Source organism: Paraburkholderia sp. DHOC27, assembly GCF_003429005.1.
Taxonomy (GTDB): Bacteria; Pseudomonadota; Gammaproteobacteria; order Burkholderiales; family Burkholderiaceae; genus Paraburkholderia.
This window is the reverse complement of sequence record NZ_QVQV01000001.1, coordinates 1632776-1656954: the sequence shown is the minus strand read 5'-3', so window position 1 is coordinate 1656954 and position 24179 is coordinate 1632776. Positions and strand designations below refer to the sequence as shown.

At 62.7% G+C, this 24179-nt stretch carries 20 protein-coding genes; 7 read left to right on the top strand and 13 right to left on the bottom strand.

Annotated features, from left to right (window positions below; all coding sequences use genetic code 11):
* Positions 1-14 precede the first annotated feature (14 nt).
* Positions 15-971 carry a helix-turn-helix domain-containing protein gene (locus D0B32_RS07245; RefSeq protein ID WP_117333146.1) on the top strand — a complete coding sequence of 319 codons (957 nt, stop codon included), beginning with the start codon at positions 15-17 and terminating at the stop codon, positions 969-971.
* A gap of 4 nt (positions 972-975) precedes the next feature.
* Here D0B32_RS07245 and D0B32_RS07240 read toward each other — a convergent pair whose 3' ends face one another.
* On the bottom strand, positions 976-1356 hold the full coding sequence (locus tag D0B32_RS07240; RefSeq protein WP_259294902.1) for a response regulator: 381 nt from the start codon (positions 1354-1356) through the stop codon (positions 976-978).
* A gap of 84 nt (positions 1357-1440) precedes the next feature.
* Positions 1441-1815 (bottom strand): hypothetical protein, encoded by a 375-nt coding sequence (locus D0B32_RS32470; protein WP_181969733.1) that lies wholly within the window; start codon positions 1813-1815, stop codon positions 1441-1443.
* A gap of 704 nt (positions 1816-2519) precedes the next feature.
* Between D0B32_RS32470 and D0B32_RS07230 the strand changes: the two genes are divergently transcribed.
* Positions 2520-2993, top strand: coding sequence for a hypothetical protein (locus D0B32_RS07230; RefSeq protein WP_117333142.1), 474 nt, complete (start codon positions 2520-2522; stop codon positions 2991-2993).
* A gap of 125 nt (positions 2994-3118) precedes the next feature.
* Here the strand turns inward: D0B32_RS07230 and D0B32_RS07225 are convergent, their stop codons facing one another.
* From D0B32_RS07225 to D0B32_RS07205, 5 genes are all read right to left on the bottom strand, one after another.
* Positions 3119-3961 (bottom strand): tetratricopeptide repeat protein, encoded by an 843-nt coding sequence (locus tag D0B32_RS07225; RefSeq protein WP_117333140.1) that lies wholly within the window; start codon positions 3959-3961, stop codon positions 3119-3121.
* Positions 3958-4887 (bottom strand): Ku protein, encoded by a 930-nt coding sequence (locus tag D0B32_RS07220; RefSeq protein WP_117333138.1) that lies wholly within the window; start codon positions 4885-4887, stop codon positions 3958-3960. Before D0B32_RS07220 ends, D0B32_RS07225 begins: the two co-directional genes overlap by 4 nt.
* 251 nt (positions 4888-5138) lie before the next feature.
* A complete protein-coding gene (locus D0B32_RS07215; RefSeq protein ID WP_117333136.1) occupies positions 5139-6092 on the bottom strand; it encodes a transporter in 954 nt (317 codons plus the stop codon).
* Between the two features lie 346 nt (positions 6093-6438).
* Complete coding sequence (locus D0B32_RS07210; RefSeq protein ID WP_117333498.1) at positions 6439-9759, bottom strand: DEAD/DEAH box helicase; 3321 nt, start codon at positions 9757-9759, stop codon at positions 6439-6441.
* Between the two features lie 167 nt (positions 9760-9926).
* Entirely contained in the window at positions 9927-10685 is a 759-nt protein-coding gene (locus D0B32_RS07205) for a DeoR/GlpR family DNA-binding transcription regulator (RefSeq protein WP_117333135.1), read from the bottom strand.
* A gap of 252 nt (positions 10686-10937) precedes the next feature.
* Between D0B32_RS07205 and D0B32_RS07200 the strand changes: the two genes are divergently transcribed.
* The 4 genes from D0B32_RS07200 to D0B32_RS07185 all read left to right on the top strand — a co-directional run bounded on the left by D0B32_RS07200 (position 10938) and on the right by D0B32_RS07185 (position 16035).
* The gene (locus D0B32_RS07200) at positions 10938-13430 is read left to right on the top strand and encodes an FAD-dependent oxidoreductase (protein ID WP_117333133.1); all 2493 of its coding nucleotides are present in this window, start codon (positions 10938-10940) and stop codon (positions 13428-13430) included.
* 177 nt (positions 13431-13607) lie between these two features.
* The gene (locus D0B32_RS07195; protein WP_117333131.1) at positions 13608-14372 is read left to right on the top strand and encodes an anti-sigma factor; all 765 of its coding nucleotides are present in this window, start codon (positions 13608-13610) and stop codon (positions 14370-14372) included.
* A 305-nt stretch (positions 14373-14677) separates the two neighbouring features.
* Complete coding sequence (locus tag D0B32_RS07190; protein WP_117333129.1) at positions 14678-15196, top strand: sigma-70 family RNA polymerase sigma factor; 519 nt, start codon at positions 14678-14680, stop codon at positions 15194-15196.
* Positions 15193-16035: an anti-sigma factor gene (locus D0B32_RS07185; protein WP_117333127.1), complete on the top strand. Its 843-nt coding sequence runs from the start codon at positions 15193-15195 to the stop codon at positions 16033-16035. Before D0B32_RS07190 ends, D0B32_RS07185 begins: the two co-directional genes overlap by 4 nt.
* 81 nt (positions 16036-16116) lie before the next feature.
* On the opposite strand, the gene D0B32_RS07180 is transcribed toward D0B32_RS07185, so the two are convergent.
* Both D0B32_RS07180 and D0B32_RS07175 read right to left on the bottom strand, forming a co-directional pair.
* On the bottom strand, positions 16117-17109 hold the full coding sequence (locus D0B32_RS07180) for a 2-keto-3-deoxygluconate permease (protein WP_117333125.1): 993 nt from the start codon (positions 17107-17109) through the stop codon (positions 16117-16119).
* A 131-nt stretch (positions 17110-17240) separates the two neighbouring features.
* Positions 17241-18770 carry a UxaA family hydrolase gene (locus D0B32_RS07175; RefSeq protein ID WP_117333123.1) on the bottom strand — a complete coding sequence of 510 codons (1530 nt, stop codon included), beginning with the start codon at positions 18768-18770 and terminating at the stop codon, positions 17241-17243.
* Between the two features lie 130 nt (positions 18771-18900).
* On the opposite strand from D0B32_RS07175, the gene D0B32_RS07170 reads away from it, so the two are divergent.
* Entirely contained in the window at positions 18901-19614 is a 714-nt protein-coding gene (locus D0B32_RS07170; protein ID WP_117333121.1) for a FadR/GntR family transcriptional regulator, read from the top strand.
* A gap of 35 nt (positions 19615-19649) precedes the next feature.
* Here D0B32_RS07170 and D0B32_RS07165 read toward each other — a convergent pair whose 3' ends face one another.
* The 4 genes from D0B32_RS07165 to D0B32_RS07150 all read right to left on the bottom strand — a co-directional run bounded on the left by D0B32_RS07165 (position 19650) and on the right by D0B32_RS07150 (position 24152).
* Positions 19650-20825, bottom strand: coding sequence for a diguanylate cyclase (locus tag D0B32_RS07165; RefSeq protein WP_117333119.1), 1176 nt, complete (start codon positions 20823-20825; stop codon positions 19650-19652).
* Between the two features lie 202 nt (positions 20826-21027).
* A complete protein-coding gene (locus tag D0B32_RS07160; RefSeq protein ID WP_117333117.1) occupies positions 21028-22080 on the bottom strand; it encodes an HAF repeat-containing protein in 1053 nt (350 codons plus the stop codon).
* 511 nt (positions 22081-22591) lie between these two features.
* Complete coding sequence (locus D0B32_RS07155) at positions 22592-22969, bottom strand: BON domain-containing protein (protein WP_117333115.1); 378 nt, start codon at positions 22967-22969, stop codon at positions 22592-22594.
* Positions 22970-23006: 37 nt separating this feature from the next.
* Complete coding sequence (locus D0B32_RS07150) at positions 23007-24152, bottom strand: porin (protein WP_117333113.1); 1146 nt, start codon at positions 24150-24152, stop codon at positions 23007-23009.
* Positions 24153-24179: the final 27 nt, after the last annotated feature.

The window sequence follows — 24179 nt, the reverse complement described above, 5'->3', positions numbered from 1 at the left end:
GTTAGGAGAAGCACATGAACGACCGCGCTGTGGTGAGCGAGTGGTGCGGCCGCCCGCTGGATCGAGGCACGTGGATCGATCACATGCAGGCAGAAGGGATTGATTGCCGTTTTCACGCGTCCACGTCCGCCATGGATTCTGCCTCGGTGGACTGGCATCCGGCAGGAGACCTATGTATCGGTGACGCAGAACTGGCCGCTGTGAGTCTGTCGGCGGCGCCGCGTCATCGGGCACAGCTCGGCGAGCATGTGTTTCTCAAGGTCGTGCAAAGCGGCTCGGTCACCATCGAGCAAAACGGACGCATGCACCGTTTCGACGCGGGCAGCATGCTGATGGTCGACCCTTCATACAGCTTCAGCGATCACTACTCCGACATGACGCGTGTCGCCCTGCTGCGCATGCCGCGCAACGCGTTGAAGGACCGTGGGCTGCGCTACAGTTTTCACGAGCCGCACCTGGCGAATCTGTTTTCGGCCGACGTGCAAGCCGTGCGCGAATTCATGGCGCGCACCGCCCGGCAGGCGGGCGCGACGAGTCAAACGTTGCGGGAGCGCTTCGGCCAGCAGTGCCTCGATCTGCTGGACGTGGTGCTGGAAAATGCTGACGATGCAGCACGCGGACGAGCTAACGCCCTCACCGTGTTGCGCACCAGACAGATCGTATTGCGTTCTCTCGCTGATCCCGATCTCAGCGTGAACGGCATCGCCGCCGAGTTGAACATGTCGGCCAGTGCGCTGACCCGCGCGTTGAAAACCGCGGGCCTTTCACCCATGCGCTACGCGTGGACGCTGCGGCTGGAGCAGGCAGCACGGCTATTAAGCGGCACGGCGAAGCACCCGGTGCGAGTGAAGGAAGTGGCCTACCGCTGCGGCTTTTCCGACGCGGCGCACTTTAGCCGCGCATTCAAGGCACGCTACGGCATGTCGCCGCGTGACTTTGCATTGCAGAATGCCGGGGCGCTGGCAGCCTGACCGGTCACACGGCCAGCACGAGCTGGTTGATCAGTTCGAACAACCGCACAGGTCCCTCGCCCTTCTGACAATAGCCGTCGAATTCGTGATCGCTCAGATGCCGGCGCACTTCGGCTTCGTCTAGCGCTGTGAACGCAATGATGGCAATGTCATGCGTGTGCTCGCTCTGCCGCAGCGCCATCGCCGCCTGGAAACCATTACATTGCGGCATCGAAATATCCATGATGACCACATGCGGGCGCCAGTCGATGCCAACGCGAATCGCCTCGATCCCACCAAAGGCCAGGCGGCAGTCGAACTCGTCCAGTTCCAGATAAGCGGCCAACGCGCGAGCGGCGTTCACGTTATCGTCGACCACCAGTACACGCGTCGACGGTGAAGTCACCGTGACGCGCCGCTGTGTCCACGGCCTGCACATCGGCTGTCGCGCCCTTGCAGTCATCGCTCGTTGCACCTCATCAGCAGATCATTACCCGGTGTCGTCGTCGACATGACCCGTCTGCCCGACACCGGCTTGCATTGCGTCCACTTGCACTGCGTCCTCCTTCCCGGCGTTCGCTTTCGCAGCACCCACGCGCGATTCGCACGGATGCGCTTCGAGATTCGAGCCGGGAAACACAGACTTGAAGATACGTTGCAACTGCAACGCGCAGCGCTGCGCGTCATCCGGTGCGTTGATGTCCAGCGCTTCCATCAGTCCCACGACAGCGGCGAGAAAAGCGTCCGAAACAGGCGTGGGCCGCGACTGTTCGCGCAGGTAAGCGCTGTGCGCGAACACCCGCCGCAAGAACTCGATCTGATGCGCAGCAAACTCCTCATCAGTAACGGTCTCGGGAACAACCACAACCGCCCCTCCCGATAATGAAGACGGAAGGCGCACGTAATGCGTAGAGTCACTCATCCAGCTCAAGCCCTCGGTGCGCGCGCGGCATCAAGACGATGCGAACATCCAACATCGAATCAAATGCGCGTTTGCTTTCGGTTTTCAAAACTTTCTCTCAGGCCTCAAGGCTCTCATGCGAATCTGGCAACGTCAAATAAATTTGACGAGTGCGAGTTGGCGAGTGCTTGCGTGTAGTCACAACCCCACATCACTTAAAGATGCACTCGGCGCGCTCATTGGACTAATGTGCGGGTCTTTTACACGATGAACGGGAAGTCGCGTCGCCAGCCTCGTAGCCGCGATGTTGCGGCGTCTATAAGGGACATGGCGCGAAGCCAGGCTGAACGGCGCGTCTAAGGTAAGGGACATGGCTGGATGGACTGACAGGCATAGTCGTTGCGGCCATGTATGAACGATGAAAGCGCACAACGGTACGCCGGGCAGCACTTTTTTCCTCTCTACGCGCGTGGTGTTTCCTTTTTGCATGTTTTATCGCGCGCGCTTTTTACGCTCCTGGAGCCATGATCAATGTCTAGATTCGATGTCTAAAGCAGGCAATCTGGCAAACGTCAGATAACGAACGAGGTATCAAGGTCCAACGGGCGCTAACGCGGCGATGATCATCGCACCGCGACAGGCGTTCACGTGACCCACGGAGGGAGCAAATGCTACAGGTTCTGGTTGGAGTATTCGCCTCACACAGAGACGGCGATGAGGCCCTCGCCGCGTTGCAATCGCTCGGCTTGCCCGCAGGTGTCGGCCATCTTTACGAGGAACATAAGCATGATGGCCTGCCACCGGTTGCCGCGCAGCCGGAAGAATCGGATGCGGGTTTGCACGCCGAAGAGCGCGCGGAATATGCGGCGCATGGCGACTATCTGAACATTTCGGGCGCGACCAATCGGTACAGTGCCGAGACCCTCGACGATGCAATCCAACGCGATGCAGCGGAGTCATCGAGCAGCACACCGGGCAGCGATGCAACCGCCCGCACGCTGCTGGTGGTCGAAGATATCGGCGGCCTGCGGGCGGCGACGGCATGCGCCGTGTTGCACGATCACGGCGCCGTGGCAGTCAAGGACCCATCCGGTCACTGGCATTTTTCGCCACGTAGAAACGCGGCGCATCACAAAGTGTGAGGTACGGTGGTTTGATCTGAATGGCGGCGCTCGCCGTGATGCAAGCGCGCGATTCGCGCCACGCGCATTCGGCCATGTTGAGTCGGTCATGTTGAGTCGGCCACGGTAATTCAATCGCTACCGACTCAACTACTCAGCCTGCGATACGCACTCAGATGGCGTACCAGTGCCTGCCTGTCACCGCGTATCTCGCTGAGCCGGGCCAGGTTGAAGTGCGCATCGGCGTGGCCCGGATCGAGTTCGATGCAGCGCCCGTACGCCTGCACGGCCATGTCGAAACGCTGCAATTCCTCCAGCACAACTGCGCGATTGAAGTGCAGCAGTGCGTCGTCGGGAAAATGTTCGAGCGCCTCGTCGAACACAGCGAGCGCATCCTCACCGCGCGTACCGGCTTCGGACAGCAGCACACCCAGGTTGGTGTACGCGTAATAGTGCGGACCTGGCGCCAGTTCCAGCGCCTTGCGATACGCCTGTTCCGCGCCGACAGCATCGCTATCTACCAACTGTTCCGCGAGCGCAAACCACTCGGCCGCCTGTTGCTCGCGGCTTCGCATGCTGCGCGGTGTGGTATCGAGAAAGGTGACATCGCCCTGCAGCGGCGCGACTTCGAAATCGAGCAGATGTTGCCCCGAGGTCGCGTCCCATTGTGCCTGCCCCGTCTTCACGGCGACGCTGTCGCCCACCGCCGTGATGCGGATGCCCGAGAGCGGCAGTTCGTCCGGCAGATCCGCCTTTAGCTTCGCGAGCGCCCGCAAAATCTTGCGCGACGCGATGCGTGCGGATTGCAACTGAAATGCCGTGCGTAACACCACGACGTCCTGAAACGTAAAGCGCAACTCGTTGCGGCGTCCGCGCGTGGGTTGCACGAAGCCGGCTTCGATCAAACCGGACAGCACGCTTCTGGAGACACCCAGCAACGACTGAAGGCTGCGCAGCGAGTAATCGTGGGAAGTCGTACGCTTGCTCACTTACGTGCTCGGACCTTTGCCGGCGCGGCTTCTTCGACCTTGGGCGCAGCGCGTTTGGCCGGCCGCCTGGGTTTGCTGGCGAGTTCGCCTGCGTCTGCCGCCGCAGCCTTTTTCACGGCGGCCACTTTGGTTGGCGCAGCACGTTTGGTCTTGTTGGCGCTGAGACTCGCGCGTAGCGCTTCCATCAGATCGATGACTTCGCCACCGGCTTCATCCGAGCCAACTTCCGGCGACACGATCTGCTTGCCGGCGATCTTCCGGTCGATCGCTTCGAGAATGCGCTTCTTTTCTTCGTCTTCGTAAGCGGTGGGATCGTAGGTATCTTCGGAGACCTGATCGATGATCTGCAACGCCAGCTTGAGTTCCGCCTGCGTGACGGGCGTCGATTCGATATGCAGATCGTCCAGCGTACGCACTTCGTCCGCGAACAGCAATTGCTGAAACACCATGCCGTCTTCGGCCGGACGAATCTGCACGATGCGGGTCTTGCCCTTGTACGACCATTTGGCGAGCGCACAGCGCTCGCTATGCTGCATGGCCTGTTGCAGCAGACTATAGGGCTTGCCGCCGCGCTTGTCGGGCGCGATGAAATAGGCTTTGTCGTAGTAAAGCGGATCGACGGACTTCTGCGGCACGAAGGAAACAATCTCCACTACGTGCGAGGCGCCGTCTTCCAGCGCCTTGAGTTCGTCCGGCGCGAACACGACGAACTGGCCCTTCTCGAATTCGTAGCCTTTCTTCATATCGGCCCGCGCGACGACCTCGCCGGTGGCCTCGGAGACATACTGCTGTTTGACCCGTCCGCCTTCGGGCGTGAGGAAATTGAAGCCGACGCCGGAGGCGCTTTCAGTGGCCGAATAGAGTTTGACCGGGATCGACACGAGGCCGAAAGAAAGCGTGAGCGATGCGATTGAGCGCGCTGCCATGAGACCCTCCTCGAAGCCGGCGGTGGAACACCGCGCGGGCTCTATGCCTTTCTGTCGGCCGCTTCGTTCGCCGCCTGCGCATTATTTAAGCACGAGATTTACCCGTAGCGAAACCCTTTCGTTGACTGTTTCGCGCGCGGATATGGATCAAGGTGTTCAAGACACGCAGCCAGGCGCTTTCCTCGGGACGAAAAACACGCGCCGCACGGCAGCGAAGCAGGCCACCGCGCGTCACCGTCGTCGCCGTGTCTTCAGAAGGCCACCGTGCCGGTCGCCATGAAGGTGGTCGTGCTCGACAGCCGGTTTTTGCTGGCGATGGTCGGCACCCAGCGCACCGACAGGCTGAGCGGCGTCTTGCTGGCGATCTTGGTGTCATAGGTGACGATCGGGCCCATCGACACGTCATAGCCGCGGAAGCCATTCAGCCGGTCCGCGATGGTGCCGCTGTCGTTGCCGATCTGCTGCACCGTGCCGACTATCAGCCCCATACCCACACCGTTGTGGAAGCGCTTGAGCGCCATCACATCGAGCGTGAACAGCGGCGCATTCTGGTAGCCGGTGTCGTTGTTGCGCGTGTAGAACTGCACCCCGGCGCTGGCGTCGAACTCCATGCCAAGCGACGGCACGATCTTCGTGTAGGCCACCGTGGGGATGAAGGTCCAGTTGTTGAGGCTGTCGTTGGCGATATCGCCGGAATCGTATTTGCCGGTCGGCGCCCAGATGTTCACGCTGAATGAAATGTGCTCGGTCTGCGAGAAGTGGTAACCCGCGATGATCGGCGTGAAGGTCAGATCGAACAGGCCCGACGCATCCTGCGTGACGCTTCCCAGGTGATTGCCGACGCCGAGCGACGCGGTGGCGCTTTCCCATAGATACGGCAGTGTCACGCTCGACGCGAAGTTCCACCGGCCCGGACCCGTGTCCCACACATGCAGGAGGGTGGCGAGCGTGAAAGAGAGTTGCCCTTCGAGCCCGAAGGTGGATTTGCCGCCCACCGGCACGGGATGCGACGCGCTGATTGAGCCGTCGAAGTAGATCTCGCTCAGATTCACATACCAGTCCGGCTCGGGCGGCACGACGCCGGCATCGGGCTGCACGCCGGTTCCCGAGATGGGGCGGCCAAGCGCGCCTTCGGTGGCATGCGCCGCCAGCGGCGCGCCGAGTGTGGCAATCAGGGCGGTCAAGCCAAACACACGCTTAAGCATGAAGTCTGTCCTCCTGAAGAACTGCGCTGCGGTCGGCATCTGCACGTCACCCTGTTGTCATTCAAACGGCATGGGTGCTGGCGAACGTCGAATCTATTCGTTTTCCGAATCGTAGACGGTGCGAAAGCAGACCGCTAGTGCTTGTTGCTTTCTGCGCCGCGTGCTTGATATCGCAACGTTGGCAGTGTACGCAGTTCTACCGGCCGAAAGCGCACGCGAGGCTCGCTGCTCTCATGGATCAAGGCCGCGTCCCTTCGCGGCGTTGATCGGCAGGCGTTGCACGGCGTGATTCAATGGGCGTGATTCAACTCGCGCGATTCAACTGGCCTGGTTCAATCGGCCTGGTTCAATTGGCGCGGGCAATCTCGGGCATCGGTGCAAACAGCGCGTCGAGATCGTCGTCGGAAAACTTGACGCTTCCGGCCGCATCTTCGGACAGGATGCTGTCCGCAAGCGCCGCTTTCTTCTCCTGCAGGCGCACGATCTTCTCTTCGATACTGCCCGCTGCGATCAGCTTGTAGACGAACACCGGCTTGTCCTGTCCCAGCCGATGTGCGCGGTCCGTGGCCTGATTCTCGGCGGCCGGATTCCACCAGGGGTCGTAGTGGATCACGGTGTCCGCGGCAGTGAGGTTCAGCCCAACACCGCCTGCCTTGAGGCTGATGAGAAAGAGCGGCACCTCGCCGCGCTGGAAACGCTGCACGGGCGTGGCGCGGTCGGTGGTGTCGCCGGTCAGCGTGACGTACGGGATGCCGGCCTTGTCCAGCGCAGCGGCGATCAGTTCGAGCATGCCGGTGAACTGCGAGAACAGCAGCACGCGGCGGCCCTCCTCGATCAGTTCCGGCAGCATGGCCAGCAGCAGTTCGAGCTTGGCGGATTCCTTCACGCGCGCCGCCCGGTCCAGCTTGACAAGGCGCGGGTCGCAACACACCTGGCGCAGCTTGAGCAAGGCGTCCAGCACGATGATGTGACTGCGCGCGAGCCCTTGTGCGCTGACCGCCGCCCGCACCTTGGCCTGCATCGAGGTACGCACGATTTCGTAGAGGTCGCGTTGGGCGCCCTCCAGATCCACGGTACGCACGATGGTGGTTTTCTGCGGCAACTCCTTCGCCACCTCGTCCTTGCGACGCCGCAACATGAATGGCCGGATGCGCCGCGCCAGCAGTTCGCGCCGCACGTCGTCGCCGTTGCGCTCGATCGGATTGCGCCAGCGTTTCGTGAAGTCGTTCTGCGCACCGAGAAAACCCGGCAGCAGAAAATCGAACTGCGCCCACAGTTCGCCGAGATGATTTTCGAGCGGCGTGCCCGTCAGGCAGAGGCGATGGCGCGCGCGCAACCCACGAATCGCCGTGGCCGATTTGGTGGTGGCGTTCTTCACGTACTGCGCCTCGTCGAGGATCAGCAGGTGATACTCGTGCTCGGCAAGCACGGCGTGATCGCGCCACAGCAACGCGTAGGTGGTCAGAATGAGTTCATGCTCGCCGATCAGTTCGAAGCGCTCCTTGCGCTGCGGACCGTTGAGCACCAGCACCTTCAGATCGGGGGCGAAACGCTGCGCCTCTTCGCGCCAGTTATGCACCAGCGTGGTGGGCAACACGATCAGCGCGGGGCGGTCGAGCCGCCCGGCCTCTTTTTCTGCCAGCACGTGCGCGAGCGTCTGGACGGTTTTGCCGAGGCCCATGTCGTCGGCCAGCACGCCGGCCAGATTGTGTTCACGCAGGAACTGCATCCAGCTCAAACCCTGATGCTGATACGGCCGTAATTCCGCACGCAGGCCGCGCGGCAGCGGCACTTCCTGCACGCCCGCACCGGACTGCAGACGCTCGGCCAACTGGCGGATCGACGCGTCGCCCTGAAACTGCCAGCGGCCCGTGTCCGACAGTGCCGCGAGGCGCCCCGCATCAAGCTCAGGAATCCTGATGTTATCGTCACCCTTCCAGCTGCCGAGACCGTCGAGCAGATCGACCAGTACGCGCACCACCGGCTTCAGACGCCCGGCACGCAAGCGCAGACGCTCGGCGCGATCGGTGGTGAGCTCGATGGCTTCGTCGTCGGCAATGGCTTCGAGTGCGCCGCCCAGCCAGCGGCGGTCGCGCCGGAACAAACCGGCCAGCAGCGGTTCGAGCCGCACCGTGCGATCGCCTACGGCGATGCCCATTTCGAGGTCGAACCAGCCGTCGCCCGATTGGCGTGCGGTGCCTTCAATGGCGTCGATCTCGATGACGTTGTGACGAAACGCCGGCGTCATGCTGACGCGCCAGCCCTTGCTGACGAGTTCGGGCAGCGCCTCGTCGACGAACTCGGGCCAGGCATCCGGGTTGGCAAGTGCGAGCATGGTCTGGGGCAACGCCTGACGCGCATAGCCACCGCTCGCGGGCACCACCTGCAAACCGGCTTTGCGCAGTTCGAGCAGACGCTGTTTTTCCGCATCGTAGCGGCGCCGGATGTGGATCACGCTGCCGCCTGGCACCGGCACCAGCGTGGCGCTGCTGTCGGCCTTGATGCTGACGCCTTCGTAGTCGAAGCTGACCGCGGCGAAATCCAGCACATGGGCGCGCTGCGCCTGCTTGCCCAAACCGGAAGCCGGGATGGTCTGGGTGTTGAGCGACAGCACCGGTACCGGTTCGGCGTCGATCGTGCGCACCTTGCCGCTATCGAGCGCGGGCGGCGGCGGCAGATCCGGCGCGACCTCGCGCAGCACCGCCGCCACCAGCGGCGCCTCGGCGAGCGAAATGGGCGGCATGGACAGATAGTCCGGCAACTGCGCGAACGGCAGCGACAATTCGACGATGCCCGCTTCGCCCAAGGCGGCGTCGACGTACCAGACGGGCTCGGTGGCCAGCACCATCGCGGCGGGCGGGTCGGTGCGCAGCACCGGGCGCAGCCGGTCGTCGGCCTGGGCTTCCCATTCGATCCGCCCGGTGCGCGCCTCGCCCATCGTCAGCGGCCGCAGCGGGCGGGTCCCTAGACCGTTTGCACTGGGCGCGGGAAAGAGCCGCCCCGTCGCGATCATGCGGTGCATCACCTCGCCGCCGTTCGCGCCGCGCAGCACGAAGTGGCTGTGGTTCTGCCGCGAATGTCCGAGCCACAGACTGCGCAGGATGACGAGGTCGTCGTCGGTGATGAATTTGGGCGGCTTGATGAGGGCCGCTTCGATATTGCTCCACGGTTCGTCGAGGCGGTGAACTTCGCCGTCCTGAGCACGCCGCACCTTGAACAACTGGATTTCATGACGCTGCTGGTGATGCGACCAGCCCACCTGGTAAGCCAGCGCCATGACGGTGGGGACCGCGTTGCGCGGTTCCTCGATGTCGTTCTCGGCGCTGGCCCGGAAGGTCTCGAGCCATTGCACCAGTTCCGGACGCACACCGGCGTGCGTTTCCGTGGACTGTTGCGGCAGACCTGCCACCAGCACCGCCGCAATGTGCTTGCACTGGAAACCGACCGGACAGGAGCAGTCGCCCTCCACCCAGAGTTCGTTGCCGACGTCGTGGAAATGCACGTCCACCACGTACGGATAGCGCTGCGTACCCTGCACTTCCGCACTCAGCGTGTTGTTCTCCCAGTGCAGGTTCGTCACGGCGCGCGCATAGTCGCGCGCCTTCGCGACCGTTCTTTCCCCTAACCATTTCGTAACGTCTGCAACGTCATAGATAACTGATGACATCCGGTGATCCTGTGCATGCATATGGGCGCGCGGCGGACGGCGCTGATAGCGTTCCATTTTACGCGCTGTCGCCGCCTGGCTCAGAGGGCGAAGTGGCCGGAATGCGTGTCTATCGCACAACGATGGCGCGGTTTTGGCCGCGTGCAGGGTGGGATTGGTATGAAGGTTTAGCCGGCGCTGACTTCAAGTTCCGCCGCGGCGAATACCTGCGCGAGCGCCGGCGACGGCGCTTCGTCCGTGATCAACAGGTCGAGCCCGTCTGGACCGAACGCATGGACCAGCGCGCTGTGGCCGAACTTGCTGTGATCCGCCACGACCACACGCCGCTCCGCCTGGGCGAACGCGGCCAGCGTGTATGAGACATCGTCGGGCTGCGCGTCCATGAAACGGCCCTGAGCGTCGATGGCGGTGACCGAAACGATCGCATAGCGGACGTGGAACTGCCGCAGGAAAGCGAGGGTGCTCTCGCCGAACGCGGCGGCGTCGTCGGCACGTACTTCGCCGCCCGCCAGAAACACGCGATTGCCGTGGCGCGGCGCCAGCGTGCGGGCAATTTCCGCCGAGTTGGTGACGACCGTCAGACGCGAGCGGGCACATAGCGCCTGCGCGATATGCACGCAAGTCGTGCCGCCGTCGAGGATCAGCGCGTCGCCGTCCTGCACCATCTCGCCAACCCGCGCGGCCAGCGCCCGCTTGGCGGCGAGGTTGTGCTCCAGACGGCGCTGGAACGGCGGCTCGTCCAGTTGCTCCGGCAGCATGACGCCGCCGTGCACCTTCAGCAGCACGCCGTCGGCAATCAGCGGCTTGAGATCGCGGCGGATGGTCTCGTCGGATACCTCGAAGGCTTCGGCCAGTTCGGTGACCGTGCAGGTATGCCGGGCCCGCACGAGGCGCAGGATTCTGGCTTGGCGTTGCGTCGAGAACATGCGGCGGAGAGGAACGGGTGATGGGGAAGCCGGTAGTCTAGCAAACACAGGGCCACTCAGGCGCTCAATATCCACATATTTCCAAGCATAGCAACATCTACCCACAACCGAGATAACTCGCTTATTCTCCCAAGATTATTGCCGTATTCCAGGCCCATCAAGCCGTTCCGGTGTTGCAAAAAACGGCATTTTGTTGCAATCTATCGCCACGCATTTCCACACAGTTCAACATTTCCCTTGCAGGACTCTCGCATGACTCAGCCTCTCCCCCAGCACGCCCGCGTGGTGATCATCGGCGGCGGCATTATCGGATGCTCCGTTGCCTATCATCTGACCAAACTGGGGTGGACCGATGTCGTGCTGCTCGAACAGGGGCAGTTATCCTGCGGCACCACCTGGCATGCAGCCGGTCTGGTCGGCCAGTTGCGCGCGCAGGAGAGCATGACGCGGCTGATCCGCTACTCCACGGCGCTCTATGCCGAACTCGAAGCCGAGACTGGCCTCGGTACCGGCTGGAAGCAATGCGGCTCGCTCTCGGTGGCGCGCACCGCCGAACGGATGACGCAACTCAAGCGCACCGCCGCGGTGGCACGCGCCTACGGCGTGGACTGCGAGGTCATCAGCGCGCGGGAAGCCGGCGAGCTGTGGCCGGTGATGCGCACCGACGACCTGCTCGGCGCGGTCTGGCTGCCTGGCGACGGCAAGGCCAACCCCACCGATCTGACCCAGGCCCTCGCACGCGGCGCCCGCACTCGCGGCGCGCGGATCGTCGAAAACACCCGCGTCACCGCCATCCATACACGTGATGCACAGCATTCAACGGGCGGCGGGCGCGAAGTGAGCGGCCTCACGTGGCGCAACAAGGACGGCGCCGAAGGAACGCTTGGCGCGGAGATCGTGGTGAACTGCGCGGGCCAGTGGGCCAAGGCGGTGGGCCGCCTGTGCGATGTGACCGTGCCGCTGCATTCGGCCGAGCATTACTACATCGTCACCGAGCGGATCGCCGGCGTGCATCCCGATCTGCCCGTCATGCGCGATCCGGATGGCTTCATCTACTTCAAGGAAGAGGTGGGCGGCCTCGTCATGGGTGGCTTCGAGCCCGACGCGAAACCGTGGGGCATGCATGGCATTCCTGAGAACTTCGAATTCCAGTTGCTGCCCGACGACTGGGATCAGTTCGAAATCCTGATGGAAAATGCACTCCAGCGCGTGCCGGCGCTCGAGACCGCACAGGTGCGGCAGTTCTATAACGGCCCGGAATCGTTCACGCCGGACAACAACTTCATGCTCGGCGAGGCGCCGGAACTGCGGCGCTTCTACGTGGGCGCGGGCTTCAATTCGATGGGGATCGCGTCGGCGGGCGGCGCGGGCATGGCGCTCGCCGAATGGATCGTCGCGGGCACGCCGACCATGGATCTGTGGCCCGTGGACATCCGCCGCTTCGCGCGCTTCAACGGCAACGACACCTGGCTGCACGACCGCGTCAAGGAAACGCTCGGGTTGCACTACGCCATGCCGTGGCCGAATCGCGAACTCGACAGCGCGCGTCCATTCCGCCGCTCGCCGCTTTATACGATGTTGCGCGATGCCGGCGCCAGCTTCGGCAGCAAGATGGGCTGGGAGCGCCCCAACTTCTTCGCGCCGAGCGTGGCCGAGGCGAAAATCGAATACGCCTTCGGCCAGCAGAACTGGTTACCGTGGAGCGGCGCCGAACACCGCGCGTGCCGCGAGGGCGTGGCGCTATTCGACATGACGTCGTTTTCGAAATTTCTCGTCAAGGGCCGCGACGCCGAGACCGTCCTGCAAGGCATCGTGGCGAACGACGTGGCGGTCGCGCCCGGCACGACCGTCTATACCGGCATGCTCAACGAGCGCGGCACCTATGAATCCGACTTCACGGTGACGCGCCTGTCGCACGATCAATATCTGATCGTGACGGGTTCCGCCCAGACCACCCGCGACTTCGACTACATCGAGAAGTCCATTCCTCAGGACAAACATTGCACCCTGGTCGACGTCACCGGCCAGTACGCGGTGCTGGCGGTGATGGGGCCGCGCGCCCGCGATCTGCTGCAAAGCGTCTCGCGGGCCGACTGGAGCCACGCCGCGTTCCCGTTCGGGCAGAGCCGCGAAGTGGACCTAGGCTATGCCACGGTGCGCGCGACGCGGCTCACCTACGTCGGCGAACTGGGCTGGGAACTGTATGTGCCGGTCGAATTCGCCGCCGGGGTCTACGAGACGCTGCAACAGGCGGGCGCGGCGTTCGGGCTCGTCAACGCGGGCTATTACGCCATTGATTCGTTGCGGATCGAGAAAGGCTACCGCGCGTGGGGCCGCGAACTCACGCCGGACGTCAATCCGTTCGAGGCCGGTCTCGCCTTTGCCTGCAAGCTCGACAAGGACATCGCGTTTCGCGGCCGCGAGGCGTTGCTGAAGCTGCGCGACGCGCCGCTGCGCCGCCGCATGGTCGTGCTGACGGCAGACGGCGCCGCCGAGCGCATGCTGTGGGGCGGCGAAGCCATCCTGCGCGATGGCCAGCCGGTTGGCTTCGTCAGCTCGACGGCCTTTGGACATACCTTGGGCTGTCCGGTGGCGATGGGCTACATCAATCATCCGGACGGCGTGGCCGATGCAGCGTATCTGGCCAGCGGACGGTATGCGATCGACGTCGCCGGCGAGCTGTTGCCGGCCACGGTGCATCTGAAGGCGCCGTACGATCCGCGCTCGGAGCGGGTCAAGGGCTGAGCGAAGGCTGAGCGTGGAGTACGGGCAGAGTGCGGAGCGCAGGCGAATGTGGCACGCGGCGGGCCGCGCCATGCGCGAGGGCTCGGATTGCATGCGTATCCCGGCAAAAATCGCCTAAGGAATAAAACCGTAGGCCAGGTGTTAGCGCAGGTAAGCACTCTTGAAACCGCCAACATCATGAACCGCACCCCGCCCCGCCACGACCCGCCGCTCTCCGAAAGGGACATCCAGGCCTATGCCGATGGCCTGCTCTCCCCGGAGCGCGCCGCGCATTTGCGCGACTATCTGGGCAAACGTCCCGGCGAGGCACGCCGGGTGGCCTTCTACGGCAGGCTCAACGAGCAGATGCAGCGCTCGTTCGGCCCCGCGGATACCCCCTTGCCTGAGCGCAGCCCTGCCAGGCGCTGGCTGCGCCCGCTGGCCGGCAGATGGCTGGCATGGCGCGGCAGTGCAGCACGTCTGCGCACCCTGCGCACGAGCATGGCCGTGATTTTCGTGGCAGCGCTGGCTGTGCTGGCGGCAAGCGGGTGGATGGCGGCGGCGCAGATATCGCAGCAGGCGCTGAACAATGCGGCCGTGATGGCGTTGATGCAGGCTTCGGGAAGTGGTGAGGCGGTTGCAGAACCGCGGGACCTGGCCGCCCTCGAGGCCAGTGCGCCTAACCTGAGCGCCGTGGGCATGCACCCCGTCAACCGCCGCACGCTGACGCTCGGACCGTTCGCGCACGCCACCGAATATGTGTATCTGAACGCCGAGCATCAGCCGATCGTGCTGCTCACGGCCGCCGCGACAGCCGCGCGCGCCCAGCCGCAATGGGGCGCGCATCGGGTCGGATCGTTGCGTCTGCTGGAATGGACCGCGCACGGCCAGCGCTGGGTGCTGGCCGGCACTGCGGACGCTCGCGGGCTGATGCGCGCCGCTGACGCGCTGACGGTGCGTTGAACGCTCCCGGGCCTTGTACGCAGGTAGCGTAGACAGGCGCCGGAGTTGGAAGTAGAGGGTTTGTGTGGCTGGGGCGTCAGGTGCCGGCCCTCGGGTGCCGGCCTTTAGGTGGCGGACTCTGGGTGCCGGACTTTGAATGCCGACCTCTGGCCGCCCGATTTTCAGCCTCACCGGACCGCCCCCGCCAGAAGATGTCCCGTCCGGCAATTCGGCGGGAATAAAATGCCGTTTAGCGTGTTTGCACCTGAAATGCCGTCGTTCGCCGCTACCGGCGGACCGCGCCGAATATCTCACTGGTAAGGGCAATGGACATCCGTGATGAGTTGATGGACCACGTTCCACGGTTGCGGCGCTACGCAAGAGCGCTGATCAACAACCGGGAACTGGCCGACGATCTGGTGCAGGACACGCTGGAGCGCGCCCTTGGGCGCACCGAACTGTTCCAGGCCGGCACCGATCTGCGCGCGTGGCTGTTCACGATCATGCATAACGTGTTCGCGAACCAGGTACGCAAGGCCTCGGTACGGGCGGTGCATGTGTCCGTGGACGACGACAGCGTCGCGGAAAGCGAATTCGCCGTGCCGTCCGACCAGACGCGGTCACTGGAAATGCGCGACCTCGACTACGCGTTGCAGCGCTTGCCCACCGAGCAGCGCCAGGTCGTGCTGCTGGTCGGACTCGAGGAGATGAGCTACGCCGACGTGGCGCTCGCGCTGGAGATTCCGATTGGCACGGTGATGTCGCGCCTGTCACGCGGACGCGAACGGCTCAGGGCATTGATGGCGGGCACACAGCCCGGAGCGAAATTACAGGTGGTGCGATGAACGAACCAGTCACGCCGATTGGCGAAGAAGAATTGCATGCTTACGTGGACGGCACGCTATCCGACGAGCGCCGTACGCAGGTGGAGCGCGCACTCGAGCAGAATCCGGAACTCGCCGCGCGGGTCAGCGACTATTTCTCGCTGAACAACATGTTCCACGAGCGCTACGACCGCGTGCTGAACGAGCCGGTACCCAAGCGCCTGCAAGCGCCTGCGCCTGTCAAACAGCGGCGCTGGCTGAATGCGGCCAACTGGCCGCAGTTCGCGGGGATGGCGGCGGCGCTGGTGCTAGGCGTCGGCATTGGCGTGGGCACGCAGATGGGCAAGAACGTACCCGAAGCAGTCCCAGGTACGCCCGGCGCCTCGACCTCGGATACGCGTCCTGTCAGCGCGGATGCCTCGGATGGCCTCGCCCGCCAGGCCGCGGTGGCGCACGTGGTCTACATGCCCGCCGTGGACCGGCCGAACGCGATGGACGCCGCCGATCACGAACAGGAGTTCGTGCAGTATCTGGCCAACAAGCTCGGCACCGACGTGCACCCGCCGATGCTCGACAAAAGCGGCTTCGAACTGAGCGGCGGTCGCATCCTGCCCGGCGCGGATGGACCGGTGGCGCAGTTCATGTATCGCGGGCCAGCGGGCGAGCGTGTGACGCTGTGCATCTCGCATCGCAAGGAAAACTCGAACACCACCGCGTTCAAGCTGTATCAGGACGGCCCGGTGAATGTGTTCTACTGGGTGGATGGCGATTTTGGCTATGCGATCTCGAGCGGGATCGACCGCAAGCAGTTGCTGCAACTGTCGCACGATGTGTATGCGCAGTTGACGGCGCGGGGGTAAAACTCGAAGTTGCTGCCGCCGTGGCAATCGTAGCGAATCACGATCGCCACGGCGGTTTCCGCATAACAACGGCGGCAGTGCCTAAACCCGCTCCACCTGTTCCACCATCGTCCCAACCACCCGTTCTTCTCCCGTCGCTTTCGGCTTCCCCTTCGCGCTGTACTTCGCATACAACGCAGTGAGAAACGGCGCGAGCAACGAGGTCACGATCGTCGAAGCCGCGATTTGCGGCGTCGCGATGGCGACGAGCGAAGCCAGATGCGGATCGACGGCGGCGATCGCGGTCGGTGTCGCCACGGCATTGCCCGCCGTGGTAGAGACGGCCACGCCGGCCACGCCCGACCCTCCCGCCAGCCGCGACGCAATCAGATTGAACGCACCGCCAACAATCAGCGTCACCAGCCCGAGCAGCACGCCCGACATGCCCGCGCCCAGGATCGCGTGAAGATTGATCTGCGCACCCAGACCGAAGGCGAAGAAAGGAATCAGCAGGTCGCTGCCCGACTTCAGGAAAGCGCGCATGTCGCGATCGAGATTGCCCAGCAACATGCCAATCAGAATGGGCAGGATCGTGGCGATCAGATCGATGAAGGGAATCTTCGCGAGCCCCGATACGCCGAGCGCGAGCATCGTCAGGAACGGCCCTTCCAGAATGGACAAAACCGCGAGCGCGCCGCGGTCCACCTCATCGCCGAACTGCTTGGTCAGTGCCGCGTAAAGACCCATGTTCGCATTGGTCATGGCCGCGATGATCGCCATGCTGGACAGACCAAAGATGGGACGGCCCTTGAACAGAAAGTTGACGAGCAGGCCGATCGCGACGCCGCTCGCCAGCTTGGCGAGCGTAATGGCCGCGCCATTTTTCAAGGCGCGCGGCGCCGTCTTCAACTGGATTTCCGCGCCCATGCAAACGAAGAAGGCCGCGAGAATGGGTAGCGCGCCGTGCGCGAGTGAGGTGGAGAAACTGCCGATGGTGAGGACGTTGGGAAAAAACGTGTTGAGCAGGCTGCCCCACAGCAGCGGAATCACCATCATCCCGCCAGGAAATTTCTCGATGGTTTCCTTGATCTTCATTGCACATCGTCTCCACCGGTCAGCACCCCCAGGTTCGTGACCCAGGCGCGCTGCCGTTTTTCGTATTACCTGCAAGGGATGCGGGCCGAACAGCCCGCGAGAGTCCGGTTAGGTCTAACCGGGAGGTGTTCTTACATCTGCGCGCCGATCATCCAGGGGACGAATTCCTCGTTACCGACGCCGAGTTGCTCGCTCTTGCTTTCGTCGCCGGAGGCAATCTTGATGATCAACTCGAAGATCTCACGGCCTTTCTGCTCGACCGTCACCGCGCCGTCCATGATGTCGCCGCAGTTGATATCCATGTCGTCGATCATGCGCGTGTACATCTTCGTGTTGGTTGCGAGCTTGATGGACGGCGCCGGCTTAGCGCCGAAACACGAGCCGCGTCCCGTCGTGAACAACACGAGATTCGCGCCGCTCGCGATCTGGCCGGTGGCGCCCATCGGGTCGTAGCCCGGCGCGTCCATGAACACGAGGCCCTTGGTGTCGATCGGCTCGGCGTAGCGGAACACGCCCGTGAGCGGCGTCGATCCGCTCTTGGCCACGGCGCCGAGCGATTTCTCGAGAATCGTCGTGAGACCACCGGCCTTGTTGCCGGGCGTCGGGTTGTTGTCGATGCTGCCCTTCTCGCGCTCCGCGTAGCTTTCCCACCAGTGAATCCGCTCGACGATCTTCTGGCCGACTTCCGGGGTCACCGCACGGCGCGTCAACAGATGCTCCGCGCCGTAAATTTCCGGTGTCTCGCTGAGGATGGCCGTGCCGCCGTGCTGCACCAGCAGATCGACTGCCGCGCCGAGCGCCGGATTCGCCGTGATGCCCGAGTAACCATCGGAGCCGCCGCACTGCAAGGCAATGTTGAGATAGGAGATGGGCAGCGGCTCGCGCTTGACCTCATTGGCCACCGGCAGCATCTTTTCAATGGCGGCGATGGCAGCGTCGACTGTCTTTTGCGTGCCGCCCTGCTCCTGGATGACGAGCGGCACCATCGCGGCGCTCGGCTCGACACCTTCGGCGATAAACAACGCGCCCATCTGGTTCGCTTCGCAACCCAGCCCAATGACGAGCACGCCTGCAAAATTCGGATGACGGATAAATCCACCAATCGTGCGACGCAACTGCTGTACGCCCTCGCCGTTGTGGTCGATACAGCAGCCGAAGCTGTGCGTGACCGGTACGATGCCGTCTACGTTGGGGAAAGCATCCAGCTTGCCGGGCGCGGAGAAATGCTGCGAGACGAGTTTGGTCACCGTCGCCGAGCAGTTCACCGTGCTCACCACGCCGATATAGTTGCGCGTCGCCACGCGACCATCCGCACGACGGAAGCCCATGAACGTGCGCGTTTCCGCTGCTGGCACGACTGCCTTCATGTCCTCGCCAAAGGCGTAATCGCGGGCGAAATCGCCCATCGACACGTTTTGCGTGTGCACGTGGTCGCCCGCTTCGATCGGCTGCGTGACGAAACCGATGATCTGCCCATAGCGTCGTACGGCGTCGCCCACCTTGAGTGAGCGCAACGCGACCTTGTGCGCGCCCGGAATATCCGCGCGGGTGACAATGTCACCGGCTTCGTGGAGGGTCGTGCCGGCGGCGATGGGTCCGCGCGCAATGGCGACGTCGTCGTCAGCGTGCAGCCGGATAACCAGTGAAGTAGAATGCGCCATGTTTTCTCCTGATATGTGGGGACGAACAGGCCCACGATCTTGATACCGGGTTGCGCTGTTCGATCCCGGCAATAGTCCGTTCTCTGCTGGCCTCGCACAAATTGGTCAGGCCAATCCGCTCGATACAGGTATGGGATTTCACAGGCTTTCTTCCGGCGTCCTCGACGGAGTGGTACGGCAAATGGAGGACAAGCTGCTCGACGGCAGCTGGGCGGTTTCTGCGCGTTTGCCGGCAGAGCGGACGCTTGCCGAACAATTCGGTGTGTCGCGGCCTACCGTGCGCGAGGCAATCCGGCACCTCGTGAGCAAAGGCACGCTCGAAACGCGGCCTGGCAGCGGCGTCTACGTGATCCAGCGGCAATCCGCTACGCTGGCATCACCCTGGCTACAGCTGATCGCCGAGCATCCGCCGTTGCGCGAAGAAACGCTCGAATTTCGGATGGTGTTCGAATGCGCGGCCGCGCGTTTCGCGGCACAACGCTCGACACCGGATGAACTGCACAGACTCGAATCCCTGCTCGCCCGGATGCACGACGCGATCGCCGAGCGCGATATCGACGCTGAGGCCAGGATGGACGGAGAATTCCACGCCACCCTCACCACGGCGGCTCACAACCGCATGCTCGGGCAGTTCTACGCAAGCGTCATCACGATGCTGCGTGACCACATTGCCGCGAACACCTTCGACGCCACGGCGAACAACGCCAACGCGGCCGTGCAGTCGGCCATGCGCATGCGCCAGCACGAATCCATCTACTTTGCGGTACGTGAACGGAATCCGGATGCGGCTCAGCAAGCCATGCTGGCGCATATCGACTTCGTGGGACGGCAATTTGCCAGCTAGGTGTGGGTGAGGCGGCCGCGCGAACGCGCCTGTCTTCAGGCGATTTCGGAGCGCGACGCAGTCGGCGCCAGGACGACCCGATTGCCGCCGAGCGCCTTCGCGCTGTACAAAGCCATATCAGCGGCGGCCAGCAGGTCGGCAAGCGTGGGCGCTTCAGAGCCGAGTTGCGCGAGTCCGATGCTCACCGTCGCGCGTATTGCCACGCCATCGATGCTGCGTGGGATTGTCTCCGCGAAACGCCTGGCGAAAGACTCGCCCACTTCTCTGGCACTACGCGCATCGTGGCCGGGAAGCAAAGCAGCAAACTCCTCTCCGCCGATACGCGCGAGAATCGCATCGGATTTCATCACGCTGCGGGCAATTTCGCCGAATACCCGTAGCACTTCATCGCCCGTCTTGTGACCGTATTGATCGTTGATTCTCTTGAAGTGATCGAGATCGAACGCGAGGAGGCAAATCGGCCCGTTTCGCGTCTCGTCGCCGATGACACGCGCGCCCTCTTCGAAGAACCATCTGCGATTGCCGAGGCGCGTCAGATAATCCGTTTGCGATTCCAGCAGCAGCCTGTCGTGGGTTTCCTCGCGAATCTGCTTTAACAAGGTCATCGGCAGAATCACCGAATACAGCACGCCTTCGTACATGGTCATTTCGCTGGCCACCGCGACCAGCGGCCGCCCGTAGCGGGCAGCCAACAACGGCAAGATACTGGCTCTGGCAGCGTACAGGAGCGCGTGGATGCCCGTCACCCACACGGCGATGTGCCGTGACTGGCTGACTTTATGGCCATCGCCGCGCAGCAGTTCATACGACGTCACGCCGCTAGCCAGCGCAATAGGAATCGCGCTGGCGTAGTACCACACTGCATCTTCCCAACGCGTCCCGGCCGCGACCCATGTGAGCGCCAGCAGGATGAGCAGCGCGACAGAACCGTTCCGATACTGCCGGCCGCTCGATGATGCGACGCCGTGCAGGATCAACAGATACCCGCTGACGAGCACCAGATTGCTTATCGCCGAGCCGGCCGCACCGGGCAGGAAGTGGCGGACTGTTACCGTGGCACAGCCAATGGCGAGCGTGGCGTAGCCTGCTGCCAGAATCGTGAGTACCCTGCTGCGCATGGGATGCGCCCGTCGTTCCCAGAGCGTCATGCCGGAACTGGCGAAGAGCGTTCCGATCGCAAGGAAATAAAGGGTAAGAAGATCGACGTGCATCGCAAATGAAAGAGTTCTACGCCGGGTATCGCGTTGGCAGGCGCATTCTACGCAAAAAACTCCAGGCCCAATGGGCTGACAAGTTAACGGAAAGAAATCAGGAAAACTTTATGGTTCTGAGTCGAATGGCATGGACGTTCGCGCGCTACAGCCCATGCCAAACCCTCTACCCTTGCCCGCTACCGTGGGCAACCGGCAGCCGTCATTTGCGCGTCCAGATAGCGGCGTGCCACGGCGTAAACGGTGTGCCCGAGTAGCCGCCAATCTCACCGCGTTCATTGATCGAGGTCGCCGTGCTGGTGTTGCCGCCCGGCAGCATGCCGAGATCGATCATCTTGCCGTGTTCATACAGGAAGGCGCGAAAGTTTCCGCTTGCATCGGTTGACTGACCGACTATCTGGCCGCGATCGTTGATGCCGAATGCCATGCTCAGGTTGCCGCCGGGTAGCGTGCCCAGGTCGATCATCTCGCCGTGGTCGTAGAGAAAAGCGTGCTCGTATCCGTTGGCGACGAGCGACTGGCCGACCACCTGACCGCGATTGTTGAGTCCGAACGCGTCGCTGCTATTGCCACCGGGCAGCGTGCCGAGGTCGTGCATCTCGCCGTGGTCGTAGATAAACGCGTGGTCGTTACCCGAGGTGGCGCTGGTGGACCAGCCCACCACCTGGCCGCGATCGTTGATCGCATAGGCCGCACTGAAGTAGCCGCCGGGCAGCGTGCCCAGCTCGATGACCTTGCCTTTTTCAAACAGCACGGCCCGCGTATCCGTGAGTGCATTGAGCGCCCACCCCACCACCTGGCCACGATCGTTGATGCCGTTCGCTATGCTGGTGTGGCCATTGGGCAGCGTGCCGAGGTCGATCATCTCGCCGTGTTCATACAGAAACGCGTGCTCGTTGATAATGGCCTGCTCGTTACCGCCAACGGCCGACCACCCTATCACCTGGCCTCGATCGTTGATCCCGTCGGCCGCGGCATTGAGGCCGCCGGGCAGCGTACCCAGATCAATGACCTTGCCGCCCTCATACAGGGTGGCGTGCTGGTTCTGATCCGCGACGTTCGAAAAGCCGGCTGCCTGGCCGCGCTCGTTGAGGCTCGAAGCCTGACTGGTATAACCCGAGAGCGTGCCGAGATCTCGCACCTCGAACTTGTCTTCGGCGACGGCCTGTACTGTGAAAGATGAAAGCAGGGAGAAAACGATGATGGCCCGGTGACCGAAGTGCACACGGCGAAGCCGCTTGCATGCAGATTGCATGACGCCTCCTGTTCTTGAAATAAGAATTCATCCAGCTGGATGCCGAGGCCCGCGTGACTTCGATGTTTGTTTGAGTAGATGCGGTGCACCGTGTGTGTCGCTATCGACGTCGATCGACTGGCGCTCGGGTACGTCAATAGAACACACAGCGGTGAAAAATAAATCAGAAATAATTCGTGAGGCGCTTGCCGGTAACAGGCTCCGGCCGTGTTGATCTTGGCGATGACGCGCGCATTGTCCTGCCAACGCGCGCGCTATCGTTTACTGACAGTGCTTATTGCGCTTAGTGCGATTTCTGCCCTCGGTTATTGGATATATTGGAGTACTCGGACTTTCTCTCAGGTTCTGATATTTTTCTGGCGTCTTTATCGATGCCTGCAGCAACCTTACAGAGAAACGAATTCGTAAGCAACATGACGAATACCCAGGATTTCCCCCCATTCAGGTTGCTTTAAAACGCATTACTCCATCCGTACTGCACCGCTCCCTAACCGGTGACGACGATCGCCACTCACATCCCGCCAAGCGGCTTCTGCACGGTCAGTTTGTTGATCACCGATGTGACATCCGGCACACCGCGTGCGATCTCAGCGATCCTGTCCACCTGCGAAGCATCGGCGGATGTGCCATTGAGCGTGACCACGCCGTTCTTCGCCCTTACGCTGATGTCTCCGGCGCTGATCTCCTTATGCTTTGCTATCGCCGCATACACCTTGCGGCGCAGCGCGCGATCCGCTTTCCTGCTGGACGGCGCCGACATGTCTCCCGATGCGGCCACAGCGGACGCCACCGGTGCACTGGCCGCCGCACCCGCCTGCGCCCAGCCATTGATTGACGCGGTCACGGTCAACAGAAAAACTGCCAGCCCGCAGAGCGGAATGACTTTCATAGATTAGCTCCGGTCGATGTAGTTGATGGATGGGGCATCAGAAGGTATGGCGAATGCCGATCATGGCCGCCGTGGTGGACACGCCAGGCGCGACCGGTGCTCCGTAGATGATCGTCTGGTTCATCGTCCCCTTGTTGTCGACATAGCCGACCTGGGCGTACGCGCTGGTGCGGGTCGAGAGACTGTATTCGGCGCCCACCGAGAATTCGCTCGAATGGTTCGCCGAGTGGTTCCGGTCCTTCAGGTAGTAGTAGCCAGAAGTGACCTTGAAACGCGGATTGAACTGGTAGCCGAGGCCACCTGAAATCATCTCGAAGTCGGCTGTGTTCGGGCTCGCGGGATTCTTGCCGATGCCATACGAACCGGACACCGAAAAGCCGGCAATCGTGTACATCGCGCCGAGGTAATAAAAGCGGTTGTTGTCGAGGCCGGTTGCTGCCGCTGCGGGCGCGTTTGGATAAGTGATGGGAAACGGATTGGTGTCGTGCCCGTTGTAGTACACCGCGGACAGATTCAAACCGTAATTCGAAAACTTGAGCACGGCCGACTCGCGCGTGCCGCCCTGAGCTTGTCCGGCGACGCCACCCGGCGCGTACTCCAGCGCGAGCGAGGTGCCAAAGAATTTCGGCGAGCGATACACCACCGCATTGCTGTCATACAGTGCGCCGATTGGTGCATTGGTACTGGTGCCCGGCCAGCCCGCCGCCTGATTCACGCCCAGCCACGCGGTCAGAATGCTGCCGAAATACTGCGCGCCGCGCACGTCGGTTTCGGCCATCGCATAGATCATCGGGATGATCTGCCGCCCCATGTCGATCGTGCCGAACGGACCGGATGCGCCAATCGTCGCGAACTGGTTGAAAATCGCAGTAGTGCCAGGCGTATCGGACAATCCGAACTTGCCGCTCATGGAATTGAACACGCCTTGCAGCTTGAAGTTGATCCGGTAGCCGCCGCCAATGTCCTCGCTTCCCTTGATGCCCCAGAAGCTGGAAAATATGCCGCCGTCTTTCAGTTGATAGACGTGCCCCAGATTGGGCGCATGCGGCAGGAACGTCGCCGCCGACGTGCTTTGATATAACACGCCACTGTCAAGCACGCCGTAAAGCGTGACGGAAGATTGGGCGTAGGCGGTCGTGGCGAACATCGCCAGTGCCGCGGTGCAGATCAACTTCAATTTCATTCCGTGTCTCCAATGGTATGCCGGTGA